The sequence below is a fragment of the Streptomyces sp. NPDC003035 genome (assembly GCF_042888285.1).
Taxonomy (GTDB): domain Bacteria; phylum Actinomycetota; class Actinomycetes; order Streptomycetales; family Streptomycetaceae; genus Streptomyces.
In genome coordinates this window covers 676637-689135 of sequence record NZ_JBIAPJ010000003.1, presented here as the reverse complement: position 1 = coordinate 689135, position 12499 = coordinate 676637, and the positions used below count along the sequence as shown (strand labels likewise).

12 protein-coding genes are annotated in these 12499 nt (G+C 74.0%); 2 read left to right on the top strand and 10 right to left on the bottom strand.

Annotated elements, in window-relative coordinates:
• Position 1 precedes the first annotated feature (1 nt).
• The 7 genes from ACFYV5_RS12700 to ACFYV5_RS12670 are packed head-to-tail and all read right to left on the bottom strand — an operon-like array spanning position 2 to position 7836.
• Positions 2–1255, bottom strand: coding sequence for a glycosyltransferase (locus tag ACFYV5_RS12700; RefSeq protein WP_355110212.1), 1254 nt, complete (start codon positions 1253–1255; stop codon positions 2–4).
• Positions 1252–2217 carry a glycosyltransferase gene (locus ACFYV5_RS12695; RefSeq protein ID WP_355110213.1) on the bottom strand — a complete coding sequence of 322 codons (966 nt, stop codon included), beginning with the start codon at positions 2215–2217 and terminating at the stop codon, positions 1252–1254. The genes ACFYV5_RS12700 and ACFYV5_RS12695 overlap by 4 nt, the downstream gene beginning before the upstream one ends.
• Positions 2214–3293: a glycosyltransferase family 9 protein gene (locus tag ACFYV5_RS12690; RefSeq protein ID WP_389167643.1), complete on the bottom strand. Its 1080-nt coding sequence runs from the start codon at positions 3291–3293 to the stop codon at positions 2214–2216. Before ACFYV5_RS12690 ends, ACFYV5_RS12695 begins: the two co-directional genes overlap by 4 nt.
• Positions 3290–4084, bottom strand: a complete 795-nt coding sequence (locus ACFYV5_RS12685) for an HAD-IIIA family hydrolase (RefSeq protein ID WP_355110215.1) — start codon at positions 4082–4084, stop codon at positions 3290–3292. Before ACFYV5_RS12685 ends, ACFYV5_RS12690 begins: the two co-directional genes overlap by 4 nt.
• Positions 4081–5148 (bottom strand): glycosyltransferase family 2 protein, encoded by a 1068-nt coding sequence (locus ACFYV5_RS12680; protein ID WP_389167639.1) that lies wholly within the window; start codon positions 5146–5148, stop codon positions 4081–4083. Before ACFYV5_RS12680 ends, ACFYV5_RS12685 begins: the two co-directional genes overlap by 4 nt.
• The gene (locus ACFYV5_RS12675; RefSeq protein WP_389167636.1) at positions 5145–6809 is read right to left on the bottom strand and encodes a carbamoyltransferase; all 1665 of its coding nucleotides are present in this window, start codon (positions 6807–6809) and stop codon (positions 5145–5147) included. The genes ACFYV5_RS12680 and ACFYV5_RS12675 overlap by 4 nt, the downstream gene beginning before the upstream one ends.
• A gap of 37 nt (positions 6810–6846) precedes the next feature.
• A complete protein-coding gene (locus tag ACFYV5_RS12670) occupies positions 6847–7836 on the bottom strand; it encodes an NAD-dependent epimerase/dehydratase family protein (protein ID WP_355110218.1) in 990 nt (329 codons plus the stop codon).
• 396 nt (positions 7837–8232) lie between these two features.
• Between ACFYV5_RS12670 and ACFYV5_RS12665 the strand changes: the two genes are divergently transcribed.
• The gene (locus ACFYV5_RS12665; RefSeq protein ID WP_389167633.1) at positions 8233–8424 is read left to right on the top strand and encodes a hypothetical protein; all 192 of its coding nucleotides are present in this window, start codon (positions 8233–8235) and stop codon (positions 8422–8424) included.
• Positions 8425–8479: 55 nt separating this feature from the next.
• Here the strand turns inward: ACFYV5_RS12665 and ACFYV5_RS12660 are convergent, their stop codons facing one another.
• Together ACFYV5_RS12660 and ACFYV5_RS12655 are read right to left on the bottom strand one after the other, a co-directional pair.
• Positions 8480–9352, bottom strand: a complete 873-nt coding sequence (locus ACFYV5_RS12660) for an undecaprenyl-diphosphate phosphatase (RefSeq protein WP_355110220.1) — start codon at positions 9350–9352, stop codon at positions 8480–8482.
• A gap of 179 nt (positions 9353–9531) precedes the next feature.
• Positions 9532–9993: a helix-turn-helix domain-containing protein gene (locus ACFYV5_RS12655; protein ID WP_355110221.1), complete on the bottom strand. Its 462-nt coding sequence runs from the start codon at positions 9991–9993 to the stop codon at positions 9532–9534.
• A 117-nt stretch (positions 9994–10110) separates the two neighbouring features.
• On the opposite strand from ACFYV5_RS12655, the gene ACFYV5_RS12650 reads away from it, so the two are divergent.
• Complete coding sequence (locus ACFYV5_RS12650) at positions 10111–11280, top strand: thiolase family protein (RefSeq protein ID WP_355110222.1); 1170 nt, start codon at positions 10111–10113, stop codon at positions 11278–11280.
• A 427-nt stretch (positions 11281–11707) separates the two neighbouring features.
• On the opposite strand, the gene ACFYV5_RS12645 is transcribed toward ACFYV5_RS12650, so the two are convergent.
• Positions 11708–12481: a TVP38/TMEM64 family protein gene (locus ACFYV5_RS12645; RefSeq protein ID WP_389167628.1), complete on the bottom strand. Its 774-nt coding sequence runs from the start codon at positions 12479–12481 to the stop codon at positions 11708–11710.
• Between the last annotated feature and the right edge of the window lie 18 nt (positions 12482–12499).

Sequence of the window (12499 nt, the reverse complement as noted above, 5' to 3'; positions counted from 1 at the left end):
GTCAGAGAGGTCGGAGCGCTCCCGCGACAGGGGCGCGCGAGGCGAGCGCGGTGCGGTAGGACGCCTCCGTCGCCGCCGCCACCCGCGCCCAGGAGAAGCGGTCGAGGACGCGCCGGCGGCCCGCGTTCCCGTACGCCCTGCGCAGCGCGGGGTCGGCGAGCAGGCCCGCGACCGCCGTGGCGAGGGCCTCGGGGTCCCGCGGCTCCACGAGCCGCCCGTTGACCCCGTCGGCGACCGTGTCCAGCTGTCCGCCCACGGCACTGGCGACGACCGGCCGGCCGCAGGCCATCGCCTCCAGCGGGACGATGCCGAAGGGCTCGTAGTCCGCCGGGCAGAGCACCACGTCGGCGCCGCGCATCAGGGCCGGCACCTCCGCCGTCGGTACGCCGCCCAGGAGGCGGACCCGGTCCGCCACGCCCGCCTCCGCCGCCAGCCTCCTCAGGCGCCGGACCTCGGGGTCCGTGTCGAGCCCTCCGGCGGGCGGGCCTCCGACCACCACCAGCTCCGTGCGCGGCAGCCGGGCCAGCGCCGCGATCGCGACGGCGGCGCCCTTGCGCGGTACCAGACGGCCCAGTTGCAGAAGCCGATAGGGGTACGCGCCCCGGTCCGCGACCGGTCCGTCCGGCCGGAACACCTCCGGGTCGACCCCGCAGGGAACGACATCGACCTTCTCGCGCGGTATCCCCATGGCGGCCAGCTCGTCCACCTCGTCCCGGCAGGTGGCGATCACCCGGTCGCATCCCCGGCCGACCTCCGTCTCACAGGCGATCCGGGCGGCCGGGCTGGTGTCCGCGCGGCCCTGGTGCCGCCGCTTGACCGTGCCCAGCGCGTGGTACGTGTGCAGCAGCGGCAGCCGCAGCTCGTACGTCGACCACAGCGAGGCGAGACCCGACATCCAGAAGTGCGAGTGGACGACGTCGGGGGCACCCGTCCGCCAGCGCCCCGCGAGGTAGCGGGCGAACTCGCTCATGTACGGCAGCAGTTCGTCCTTCGGGACCTGTCGCGGCGGACCGGCCGGCACATGGTGGACCTCCACTCCCGGCCGCAGCGGTCTGCGGACCGGCAGCTCCGCGGCGTCGCGCCGGGTGTACACCGTCACCTGGTGGCCGCGGTCGGCGAGCGCCCCGGCGAGCTGGGCCACGTGCACGTTCTGCCCGCCGGCGTCCACCCCGCCGAGCGCGGCGAGGGGGCTGGCGTGCTCCGAGACGAGGGCGATGTCCAGGGGACGGCCGTCGAGGGAGGAGAAGGATGTCATGACCGAACCTCCGCGATGAGGTGCTCCCAGTCGTCCAGGAAGCGCTTGAGGCCGTACCGTTCGAGGGCCGCCTGCCGGGCGCGCGCACCGTCCTGGGCCGCCGCCTCCGGTTCGGCGAGATAGCGCCGGGCCGCGCGGGCGAGCACCTCGGGGCGGGTGGAGAGCGTGCCCGTTCCGGCGGGTACGGCCTCCACGGCCTCGGTGGTGGCGAGGGCCACCACCGGCATGCCCAGGTGCATGGCCTCCAGCAGGGACAGCCCCAGCGAGGTCCACCGCACCGGGTGCAGGTACAGACGGCGTTCCGCCAGGGCGGCGTGCAGGTGCCGTTGGGGGAGGTCGGCGGTGCGGCATCGGTCGGCGGAGAGTCCGAGATGGTCGGCGAGCCCTTCCGTCCGCATGCCGAAGACATCGAGCGGCGCGGCTTCGGCCAGCTGCGGCAGCAGGTCCGTACCGACGTAACGGCGGCGCCGGACCGGCTCGTTGACGACGACGGCGGCTCTCGGCACGGAGCCGGTGTAGAGGTGGCCCGGGTCGACGATGCCGTGTTCGATCACGGCGGTGCGGGTGGTGCCGTTGTCCCAGAACAGCCGGTTGAAGTGGGTGACGTGAACGAGTGTCAGGTCCGCCCGGTCGGCCATCGGGTGCCGGGTGTCGGGCACGTCGCCGCGCGGCGTGTTGTGCTCCACGTACACGGCGGGGATCTCCCGGCCGGGGCGGCGCCCGCCGAGCCAGCGGGTGGCGAGTTCCTCCTCGTGCGGACGCTGGAGCACGATCAGGTCCACCGGGGCGTCCGCGAGCTCCTCGGGGGAGAGTTCGCGCACCGTCGACGGCCAGGTGAAGGTCTCGGCCCGACCGCGCCCGTCGGCTCCCCGGTCCGGCGTCACCGGGACCAGATAGGTATGGGGCCCCTGGACGAACGCGGTCGTCCAGGAACCGTGCACATGCCACAGGAGGATGTTCATACGGTCGCTCCTCGTTCCGCCCCGTGGACGCCCTCCGGAGGTACCGCGGCGGGGGCGGGGGATGTCCGGCCGAGGAGCGCGGACACCGCCGCGAGGACCTCGGCGTCGCTCACGCCGTCGAGACAGGGATGGCCTTCGACCGGGCAGACGCGTGCCCTGCTCAGGGCGCAGGGGGCGTTCTGGTCGCCGAGCAGGACGTGGGGGACCTTGTGGGGCCGCCACCGTTCGGCCGGCACCACCGGCGCGAACAGGCAGACCACGGGGGTGCCCACGGCCGCGGCCAGATGCGCGGGACCGCTGTTGCCGGTCACGACGACCCGGGCGCGGGCCAGCACCCCCGCGAGGGCGGCGAGATCGGCGGTCGCCCCGCCGAGGTCGAGGCCGTGCCGGGCCGCGACCCGCGCCGTCAGGGCCTTCTCGGCCGGGCCGCCCGTCACCACCACCCGGTGGCCCGCCCGGTGCAGCGCGTCGGCCGCCCGGGCCGCCCGGGCGGGGCTCCACGCGCGGGCCGGGACCGCCGCGCCCGGGTGGAGCACGACGTACGGCTCCGGGCCGGTCAACGCGGTGGTGTCCGGCGGTTCGCCGACCCGCAGCGCCCCGCCGTCGCCCGGCGGGAGGTCGAATCCGCAGGCGTGCGCCAGGTCCAGTGCCGCCTCCGCCTCGTGCCGGCCCGGCAGGCGACGGTGCCGCAGATCGAGCAGCGCCCCGGGGTAGTCCTCGCTGTCCGCCGCGATCCACGGCACGCCCGCGAGCCTGAGCAGCAGCGCCGCGGGCAGCGGGCTCTGGTGGTACGAGACGAGAATCAGCGCGCGGTCGAAGCGGCGGGCGGCGACGGCGTCGATCAGTGCCGCGCACTCCCGGCGGGACACCGGCGGCGGCTCCAGGCCCACCCAGGGCGCGTCGTGGACGAGGACGTCGTCCACGCCGGGCAGCAACGCGGCCGCGGGCGCGCCGAGCGGCCCGCACAGCATCGCGGTCGTCGAGGAGCCCGCCGCCACCGCCCGCACGGCGGGGCCCGCGAGCAGGACGTCTCCCGCGCTGTCGAGGCGCACGACCAGCGTGCGCGGCGCGGTCATCGCGCACCGCCCTGGTGCGCGGCGTCGGCCAGGCCCCGGGCGCCCATGAGGAGCATGCGGACCACGGCCGGGAGGCCGGTGGCGGTCTCGACCGCGGCGGCCACCTCGCCGGGCAGGGTCGCGGGGGTCGGCACCAGCACGCCCCGGGCGCCCGCCGCACGGGCGGCCTCCATGTCGGACCCGATGTCCCCGACGACCACCGTCCGCGAGGGCCGCACGCCGAGCCGTGCGCAGGCGGCCAGGATCAGACCGGGGGCCGGTTTGCGGCAGGAGCAGCCGTCGCCCGGACCGTGCGGGCACACCGCCCACACGGCGAAGGGGCCGACGAGTCCGTCCACGCGCCGCCGTACCGCCTCGACGTCCCGTCGGGTGATCAGGCCGCGAGCCACGCCGGACTGGTTGCTCACCACTCCGACGGGGATGCCCAGACTGCGCAGGGCCGTGACGGCGGCCGCGGCGCCCGGCATGGGGACCACGAGATCGGGGTCGCCGTTGTACGGCACATCGGTGACCAGCGTGCCGTCACGGTCGAAGAGCACCGCCTCCGGCAGCCGTGCGTACGGTCCGCGCGCCCATCGCGGTCTCGGCGGTGCCGGGGCGCCGACGAGGTCGCCGTCGAGCAGCCACGGCCCGTCCGCGCGCGAGGACGCGCTCGCGGACGCGCTCGGGGACACGGAGGGGGCCATGAAAGGGGCCAGGCAGGGGGACACGCCGGGCGTCACACCAGGCGACACGCGCTGGTCCACATGCGCGTCGACGGGGTGGAGCCGGGCGGGAGAGGGTCCGTTCATGATCCGACCTCCGCGCGGCGCGGCGCGTCCGCCCTGGCGGTCCCCGGTTCCGGAGGTCGGGCGGGACCGCGCGGCAGGGCGCCGCGGTGGACGACATGGCCGCGCAGCCGGTGCCAGGCGGCGACCGGCGGTATGAGGGCACTCGTCAGGATCATCCGGGTGATCTCCTCCCGTGTGCGGGGGCCTGGGGCGATGCGCGCGACGGCGAACTCGGCGGTGCCCGCGAGCCAGACCGCGCCGCACACCGCCGCTGCCGTCCTGCGGCCGAACGCGGCGCAGCACAGGGCGGCGGCGCCCGCGGCGGCCACGGCCGCGTGGCGGGGGAAGCGGCCCCGAGGGGCGCCCGCCCGCAGCCGCCAGTCCGGTCCGTGCAGCCGCGTCATGAGCACGTCGTCGGCGTTGCCGGCCTGCTGCCGCACGGAGACCCAACGGTCCGCGGGCCGTACCGGATGCGCGGTCCTGCGCGTTCCCTCGGCGAGCGTCCAGCCGCCGCCGAGGAGCCGCAGGGCGAGGTCCGCGTCCTCCCGGAAGGCGCGCCGGAAGCGCTCGTCGAAGCCACCGGAGGCGTCCAGCGCCTCCGCGCGGAACGCCATGTCGGCGGTGATCCAGCGGGCGGTGGCCAGGCCGGCGGTGTTGCGCTCCCAGTCGGTGGGGCGGCGGTCCGGGGGCAGCGGCACGTCGATGTGCGCGGTGACGGCCCCGGTGACCTCGGACGCCGTGGCGAGGTCCCGGGCCAGGTCCTCGGCCCAGCCGGCCGAGGGGACCACGTCGTCGTCGAGGAAGACGATCCACGGCACCGGACCGGCCGCCGCGGCACCGGCGTTGCGGGCCGCCGCCGGGCCGGCCGCCCGGCCCGGCACGACGACGGTGAGGGGCCGCAGCGCGTCCGGGACGGGGAGGTCGGGTACCGATCCGTCGGCACCGGGACGGTCGTGGACGATCACCAGCCGTGCGGGCGCGGGCCCGGTGGACGCGGCCAGGGCGTCGAGACAGCGGCCGAGGCTGGGCCGGCCCAGGGTGGGTACGACGACGGCGTACGCGGGCGCCCCGCCGTGGCCCGTCACCGGGTCCACCCGTTGGCGCCGGCGTGGAACGCCTCGCCGCGGCGTACCGCGTACGGTCCGATGGCCAGCAGATCGACCGGCGAGGAACCGAAGCACTCCAGCGCGTCGCGCGGGTCGTCCACCATCGGTCTCCCCGCCGTGTTGAGGCTGGTGTTGACGACGACCGGCAGGCCCGTGCGCCGCTCGAAGGCGTCGAGCATCCGGGCCACGAGCGGCTCCTGGTCCCGGTCGACGGTCTGGATCCGCGCCGTGCCGTCCACGTGCACGACCGCCGGGATGCGTTCGCGCCACGCGGCCGCGACGTCGTGGACGAAGAGCATGTACGGGCTGGGCAGCGGGCCGTCGAAGATCTCGGCCGCGCGGTCGGCGGCCACCATCGGGGCCACGGGCCGGAACTGCTCTCGGCCCTTCACGTCGTTCAGCCGCTCCAGGTTGCCGGCGTGCCCCGGGTGCGCGAGCAGCGAACGATGCCCGAGCGCGCGCGGACCGTACTCCGAACGTCCTTGGAACCAGGCGACGATGGCGTTGTCGGCCAGCGCCTCGGCGACGGTCTCCGCGATGTCCGGGGGCCGCTCGAACGGCACGGCCGCGGTCTTGAGCCAGCCGGCGAGCTCCGCGTCCGACCAGTCACGCCCGAGATCGGCTCCTCGCATCGGCTCGGGTTCGTCGCCCGCCCCCGCGGACAGCAGCAGGGCGGCGCCGAGCGCCGTACCGGCGTCACCGGCGGCCGGCTGGACCCAGACCCGCGCGAAGGGGCCCTCGCGGGCGATCCGCGCATTGGCCACGCAGTTCAGCGCGACGCCGCCGGCCAGCGTCAGAACCCTGTCATGGGTGCGGCCGTGCAGCCAGCGCACGAGATCGAGCATCGTCTCCTCGAGGACGGCCTGCGCGCTCGCCGCCACATCGGCGTGGTCCTGGGTCCACGGCTCGTCGGGCGCGCGCGGCGGACAGAACTCGGACCAGGGCACGCCACCGGCGCGGAAGCCCCCGTCGCCGGTCGGGTACACGTACCGGCGCAGTTCGTCCAGCATGCGGGGGGAGCCGTGCGAGGCGAGCGCCATCACCTTGAACTCGTCGGAGGAACGCAGGAATCCGAGGTGCTCGGTCAGTTCCTCGTAGACCAGGCCGAGGGACTCCGGCAGCTCCTGCGAGTACAGCGGTTCGAGACGGTTCCCGACGCGCCGGGCCGACAGGTGCGAGGCCCGTTCTCCCCGCCCGTCGAGGACGAGGACGGAGGAGGTCTCGGCGTCCCGCGCGGCGAAGGCGCTCGACGCGGCGTGCGCCATGTGGTGGCCGACGAAGCGGACGATCCCGGGGTCGAGCCCGGGAAGCGCCGTCTTCAGGAACCCGGGGACCTCACGCGCGTACGTCTGCCGCAGATGGTCCCAGGGGTCGTCGAGCCCCATGGCCTCGGCCGGCAGGGCCAGCGAGGGGTCGTAGGAGTACGCGACGGCGTCGAGGTCCTGCGGCCGCAGCCCGGCCCGCTGCAGGCACCAGCGGGCCGCCTGCTCGGGCAGTTCCCAGGCGGAGAAGGGCACGGGTCGCTTGCCGTGCTTACGCCGGGAGAAACGTTCTTCCTCTGTGGCGGCGACGGTTCTCCCGTCGACGACCAGCGCTGCGGCGGGGTCGTGGAAGAGCGCGTTGATTCCGAGAACTCGCATGATGCCAAGGGCCTTTCCGCTGTCGGGTACGGCTGCCTCAACCGGCGCGGCGCGCTGTGGGGGACGCGGCGGGGCCGTGGGCGCGGAACCAGGCGATGGTGCGGCGCAGCCCCTCCTCGGCCCGGACCGTCGGTTCCCACTGGAGCTTGTCGCGGGCCAGGGTGATGTCCGGGCAGCGGACGGCCGGGTCGTCGGTGGGCCGCTCGACGAACCGGACCCGCGAGCGCGAGCCGGTGAGTTCGATGATCCAGCGGGCCAGGTCCAGCATGGTGATCTCGTCCGGGTTGCCGAGGTTGACCGGACCGCGCATGGTGTGGGCGGCCGCCGCGAGGATGCCCCGGACCGTGTCGTCCACGTAGCACAGCGACCGGGTCTGCAGCCCGTCACCGGTGACCGTCAGCGGCTCGTCGGCCAACGCCTGGCGGATGAAGGTCGGTACGGCCCGGCCGTCGTACCCGCGCATCCGGGGACCGTACGTGTTGAAGAGCCGCACGATCGCGGTGTCGGTTCCGTTCGCCGACGCCTCGGCCGTGGTGAGCGCCTCCCCGAAACGCTTCGCCTCGTCGTAGACACTGCGCGGCCCGACGGGGTTGACATGGCCCCAGTACCGCTCGTTCTGCGGATGCTCCTGGGGGTCGCCGTACACCTCCGAGGTGGAGGCGAGGACGAAGCGTGCTCCCGCGCTGTGGGCGATCGCCAGGGCGTTTCTGGTCCCGAGACTGCCGACGTCCAACGTGTGCAGCGGGAGGCGCAGATAGTCGGCGGGGGACGCGGGGGAGGCGAAATGGAGCACGAGGTCGGGCGGCCGGGCGACGCGGAACGGCTCGGAGACGTTCGCCTCCAGCAGCTCGAAGCCGGGGCGGTCGAGCAGCGGGGAGACGTTCTCCCGCCGCCCGGTGCTGAAGTCGTCGACGCAGGTCACCGCCACGCCCTCGGCGAGCAGCGCGGCGCACAGATGCGAACCGACGAAGCCGGCGCCGCCGGTGACGACGGCGTGCTGCCAGCGGGCCGTGGATGAAGTTGCCATGGTGAATTCCTCCAGCGGTGGGGGAGAGGAGACCAACTGCTGCCTCGGTAAGGCTGGAAGGGAGACAGCGCCCCGTGCACCTGGGAAAAGGCGCCGATCGAGGGGTGCCCACGCGTCCGACTCATCGTCTGCCGGGGGAATGCCGGTCGCCAGACGTATGGTCCGTCCGGGTGAAACGCCGGAGCGCCGAGGGGCTGCGTCGGGCTGTGGAGATGTACGGGCGGACGCCTGGGGCTGGCCAGGCGTGCGGTTCTCCGCCGCTGCCCACGAGAAGCGCTTCTATGCTGCGGCCGGCGCGGCGTTCCGTTTGCCACCGCGACAGCGGGGCACCGCCGCAGTGCAGGAAGTGAACGACGAGGTCGACGAGGCACTGAGTGTCGCCGGAAGGAGACGGTCGTGAGTGGTCCCCAGAGTCCTGAGCAGCGCCGGAGCGACAAAGGCGCCGCCACACCGCAGGACAGCGCCGAACTGAAGGCACGCCAATCCGGAAAGAGGGAACGCGGGGCGGCGCACGGCACGGACAAGGGCGGCAAGGGCGGAGGCCAGGGCGGCGGAACCCCGCCCGCCCAGCGGCCGGACCAGCCCTGACGGCCACGGAGAGAACGGCGCTTCCGGAGGAGAAGCCTCCGGAAGCGCCGTTGTGTCAGTGGGCGGAATCGCCCGCGTGCGGGCTCAGGACGTCTGTGCCGACCAGGATGAACAGCACAATGCCCAGAACGATCCGGTAGATCACGAACGGCATGAAGCTCTTCGTGGTGATGAACTTCATGAACCAGGCGATCACGGCGTAACCGACGGCGAACGCGATGATCGTCGCGAAGACCGTCGGACCCCAGGACACGTGGCCCTCGGTCGCGTCCTTCAGTTCGTAGGCACCCGAGGCGAGCACCGCCGGGATGGCCAGCAGGAACGAGTACCGGGCCGCCGCCTCGCGGGTGTAGCCCATGAGCAGACCGCCGGAGATCGTCGCACCCGAGCGGGAGACGCCGGGGATCAGGGCCATCGCCTGGCAGATGCCGAAGATCAGGCCGTCCCGCACGCCGAGGTCCTTGAGCGTCTTGCGCTCGCGGACGACGCGGTGCCGCCCGCCGATCTCGTCGCGGGCGGCGAGACGGTCCGCGACGCCGAGGACGATGCCCATCACGATGAGGGTCGTGGCGATCAGCCGCAGATCACGGAACGGGCCCTCGATCTGGTCCTTGAGCGTCACACCGAGCACACCGATCGGGATCGAGCCGACGATGACCAGCCAGCCCATCTGGGCGTCGTGGTCACCGCGCATCGACTTGTCCCGCAGCGAACGGAACCAGGCCGAGACGATCCGCGCGATGTCCTTGCGGAAGTAGATCAGGACGGCCGTCTCCGTGCCGATCTGGGTGATCGCGGTGAAGGCTGCGCCCGGGTCCTGCCAGCCGGCGAAGGCGGCGGTGAGGCGGAGGTGCGCGCTGGAGGAGATGGGAAGGAACTCCGTCAGCCCCTGGACGAGTCCGAGGATGAATGATTCGAACCAACTCATGGGGCTAGGGCCGTCCCGAATGTGCTCGTGCGGTCAGAAGGGGCGGTCGGATCGGAGATCGACCGCCGGTTGCGCAGCGTACCGTCCCTAGGTGAAGGCCCCGATCCCAGGTCTCCTCGGCTCCGTCCCCCCATGTCCCGACGGGCCGCGTTCCCTCAGGTCCCGACGGGTCGCGTCCCTCAGGTCCCGACGGGTCCCGTCGTCGTCCAGCCCGGCGCCCGCACATGGGGGGTCAGGCTCGCCGCGTCCGCCTCGTCACCGCAGCAGGCGCACACCACCCGAGGGCTGAGCACCTCGCCGCAGCTGTGTTCCAGAAGCACCGGCCTGTCCTGCGGGTTCACATGGCGGTCCCCCCAGGCCATGAGCGTCAGCAGTACCGGCTGCAGCTCCGCGCCGGCCGGCGTGGTCCGGTACTCGAAGCGCTGCGGACGCTCGCTGTACGGCACCTTCTCCAGGATCCCGGCCTCCACCAGCCGCTTCAGGCGCGCCGTGAGGATGTCGCGCGGAGCGCCGGTGTTCCGCGCGATCCGGTCGAAGCGGCGGACGCCGAGCGAGATCTCGCGCAGGACGAGCAGCGCGTACTTCTCCCCGACGAGGGCGAGGGCGTCGGCGATCGAGCAGGGGCGGGGGGCGGCCTTCATGCGCTCAGCCTAAAGCAGGACCGGAGAGAGGGTTTGAGAATCAAACTCTGTGGGTTATGTTACTCGCGAGTTTAGGTCCAGTTTTCCAACCCTCCAGGTGATCGAGGAGCCGTCCTCATGCGCGATGCCGTCATCGTCGAAGCAGTCCGTACGCCCATAGGCAGGGGAAAGGCCAACGGCGCCCTGGCCCAGGTCCACCCCGTCGCCCTGCTCTCCCACACCCTCGCCGCCCTCATCGAGCGCAGCGGCATCGACCCCGCCCTCGTCGACGACGTCATCGGCGGAACGGTCGACCAGGTCGGCGAACAGGCCATGAACACCACCCGGTACGCCTGGCTGGGTGCGGGCTTCCCCGAGTCCGTGCCCGCCACCACCGTCGACCGGCAGTGCGGCTCCTCCCAGCAGGCCGTGCACTTCGCGGCCCAGGGCGTGATCTCGGGGGCGTACGACATCGCCGTCGCCTGCGGGGTCGAGTCCATGAGCCGCGTCCCGATGTGGTCGAACGTGCCGCCCGGCGCGGACCCCTTCGGACCCGGGGTCGCCGAGCGGTACCCCGAGGGCCTGGTCCCGCAGGGCATCAGCGCGGAACTGATCGCCGCCAAGTGGTCGATCGGGCGCGCGGCGATGGACGAGTTCGCCGCGTCCTCACACGCCAAGGCCGCCCGGAGCTGGGAGGCCGGGCTCTTCGACGCCGAGGTCGTCCCCTACGGGGACGTCCGCCGCGACGAGTCGGTGCGGCCCTCGACCACCGTCGAGATCCTGGCCGGGCTCCGGCCCGCCTTCGAGGACCCGGTCTTCGCCGAGCGCTTCCCGCAGATCGACTGGTCGGTGACCCCGGGCAACAGCAGCCCGACGAACGACGGAGCCTCGGCCGTGCTCGTCATGGCGGCGGACACCGCGGAGCGACTCGGACTCCGTCCGCTCGCCCGCCTGCACAGCTTCGCGGTGACCGGCTCCGACCCGCTGCTCATGCTGACCGGAGTGATCCCCGCGACGGAGAAGGTGCTGCGCAGGGCGGGGCTCGGCCTCGACGACATCGATCTCTTCGAGATCAACGAGGCGTTCGCGAGCGTCGTGCTCGCCTGGCAGCAGGAGACCGGCGCGGACCCGGCCAGGGTCAACGTCCACGGCGGCGCCCTCGCGCTCGGCCACCCCCTCGGGGCGAGCGGCACCCGGCTGACGACCACCCTGGTCCACGCCCTGCGGGCACGCGGCGCACGGTACGGCCTCCAGGCGATGTGCGAGGCGGGCGGCCTGGCCAACGCGATGATCGTCGAGGCGCTCTGACCAACCGTCGCCATCCCTTGACGCCGACACCGGCGCCTGCGCTCGATGCCGGCCCCGGCGCCCGCGCCTGAATGCCGGGCCCGAGGGCGCCCGTGCCTGATGCTTGGCCGGGCGTCTCCGCCCCCGATGCCGCGCCCGACGGCGCTGCCCGATGCCAGGTCTCGCGCCTGCGCCGGATGCCGGGCCCGCGTCGTCCACGCCTTGATGCCGGGCCTGGCGCCGTCCACCGTCGCCAGGGCCGGCGCCCGCGCCCTGATGCCACGCCCGGCGCCCGCGCCTGATGCCCGGGCGCCTGGCGCCGTCCGGCGCCTGCGTCGGGCGGTGGGCCCGCCGCGTCAGGTGACCGGCCCGCGCCCGTCGGCGCCGCGAGACGTCGCCCGGGGGCACCGGGCCGACCGGGTGCGAGAGACGGCGGTCGGCGCGGCGGTCAGTGTTCCTTCGTGGGTCCGGTGCCCGCGCCGGTCAGGACCCGTTCCGGCACCGTCGTGGCCGGCGGTGGCGTCGCCCGCAGGCCGTGGCGCTTGCGCCAGGCGACCGTCGCCGCGGCGAGGCCGGACACGACGATGAAGCCCATCGAGATCAGGAAGGCGGGCGAGGTCGGTGAGCCGGCCTGGCTGCCCGCCACCACGTACGCCATCGTGTTCGGGATCGACCCGATCCCCGTCGCCAGGAGGAACGGCCCGTACCCCATCCGGGAGACCGCCGCGCAGTAGTTGGCGGCGGCGAACGGCACCCCGGGGAAGAGCCGGATCGCCAGCATCGAGCGGAACCCGTGCCGGCTCAGCTGCCCGTCCGCCGCCTTCAGCCAGCGCCCCCGCAGCAGCGGCCGCAGCGCGTCCTGCCCCAGCACCCGTCCCAAGGTGAACGAGATCCCCGCCCCCAGGACCGTCCCGGCCACCGCCGCCACCAGCCCCGCCTGGGTGCCGAACAGCGCGCCCGCCGCCAGGTTCAGGATCGGCCGCGGGACGAAGGCGGCCGTGCACGCCCCGTACGTGAGGCCGAAGAGGACCACCGCCCCCACGCCGCTCATCTGCGGCGGCCAGCCCGCCGCCAGGAGTCGCTGGGGCTCGTACAGTACGACGGTCGTTCCCGCGGCGAGAAGGACCACGGCGAGCAGCGACAGCCGTGACCAGGGCGACAGCAGAGCCCGGGAGCAGCGCAGTGCGAGGGAGCCCGGCGGCCGGGTGACGGGGTCGAGCATCCGGGGAGAGTAACCGAC

Coding starts and splice junctions, on each gene's coding strand:
- ACFYV5_RS12700 (WP_355110212.1), bottom strand. CDS start 1,255: ATGACATCCTTCTCCTCCCTCGACGGCCGTCCCCTGGACATCGCCCTC.
- ACFYV5_RS12690 (WP_389167643.1), bottom strand. CDS start 3,293: ATGACCGCGCCGCGCACGCTGGTCGTGCGCCTCGACAGCGCGGGAGAC.
- ACFYV5_RS12695 (WP_355110213.1), bottom strand. CDS start 2,217: ATGAACATCCTCCTGTGGCATGTGCACGGTTCCTGGACGACCGCGTTC.
- ACFYV5_RS12670 (WP_355110218.1), bottom strand. CDS start 7,836: ATGGCAACTTCATCCACGGCCCGCTGGCAGCACGCCGTCGTCACCGGC.
- ACFYV5_RS12660 (WP_355110220.1), bottom strand. CDS start 9,352: ATGAGTTGGTTCGAATCATTCATCCTCGGACTCGTCCAGGGGCTGACG.
- ACFYV5_RS12685 (WP_355110215.1), bottom strand. CDS start 4,084: ATGAACGGACCCTCTCCCGCCCGGCTCCACCCCGTCGACGCGCATGTG.
- ACFYV5_RS12655 (WP_355110221.1), bottom strand. CDS start 9,993: ATGAAGGCCGCCCCCCGCCCCTGCTCGATCGCCGACGCCCTCGCCCTC.
- ACFYV5_RS12645 (WP_389167628.1), bottom strand. CDS start 12,481: ATGCTCGACCCCGTCACCCGGCCGCCGGGCTCCCTCGCACTGCGCTGC.
- ACFYV5_RS12675 (WP_389167636.1), bottom strand. CDS start 6,809: ATGCGAGTTCTCGGAATCAACGCGCTCTTCCACGACCCCGCCGCAGCG.
- ACFYV5_RS12650 (WP_355110222.1), top strand. CDS start 10,111: ATGCGCGATGCCGTCATCGTCGAAGCAGTCCGTACGCCCATAGGCAGG.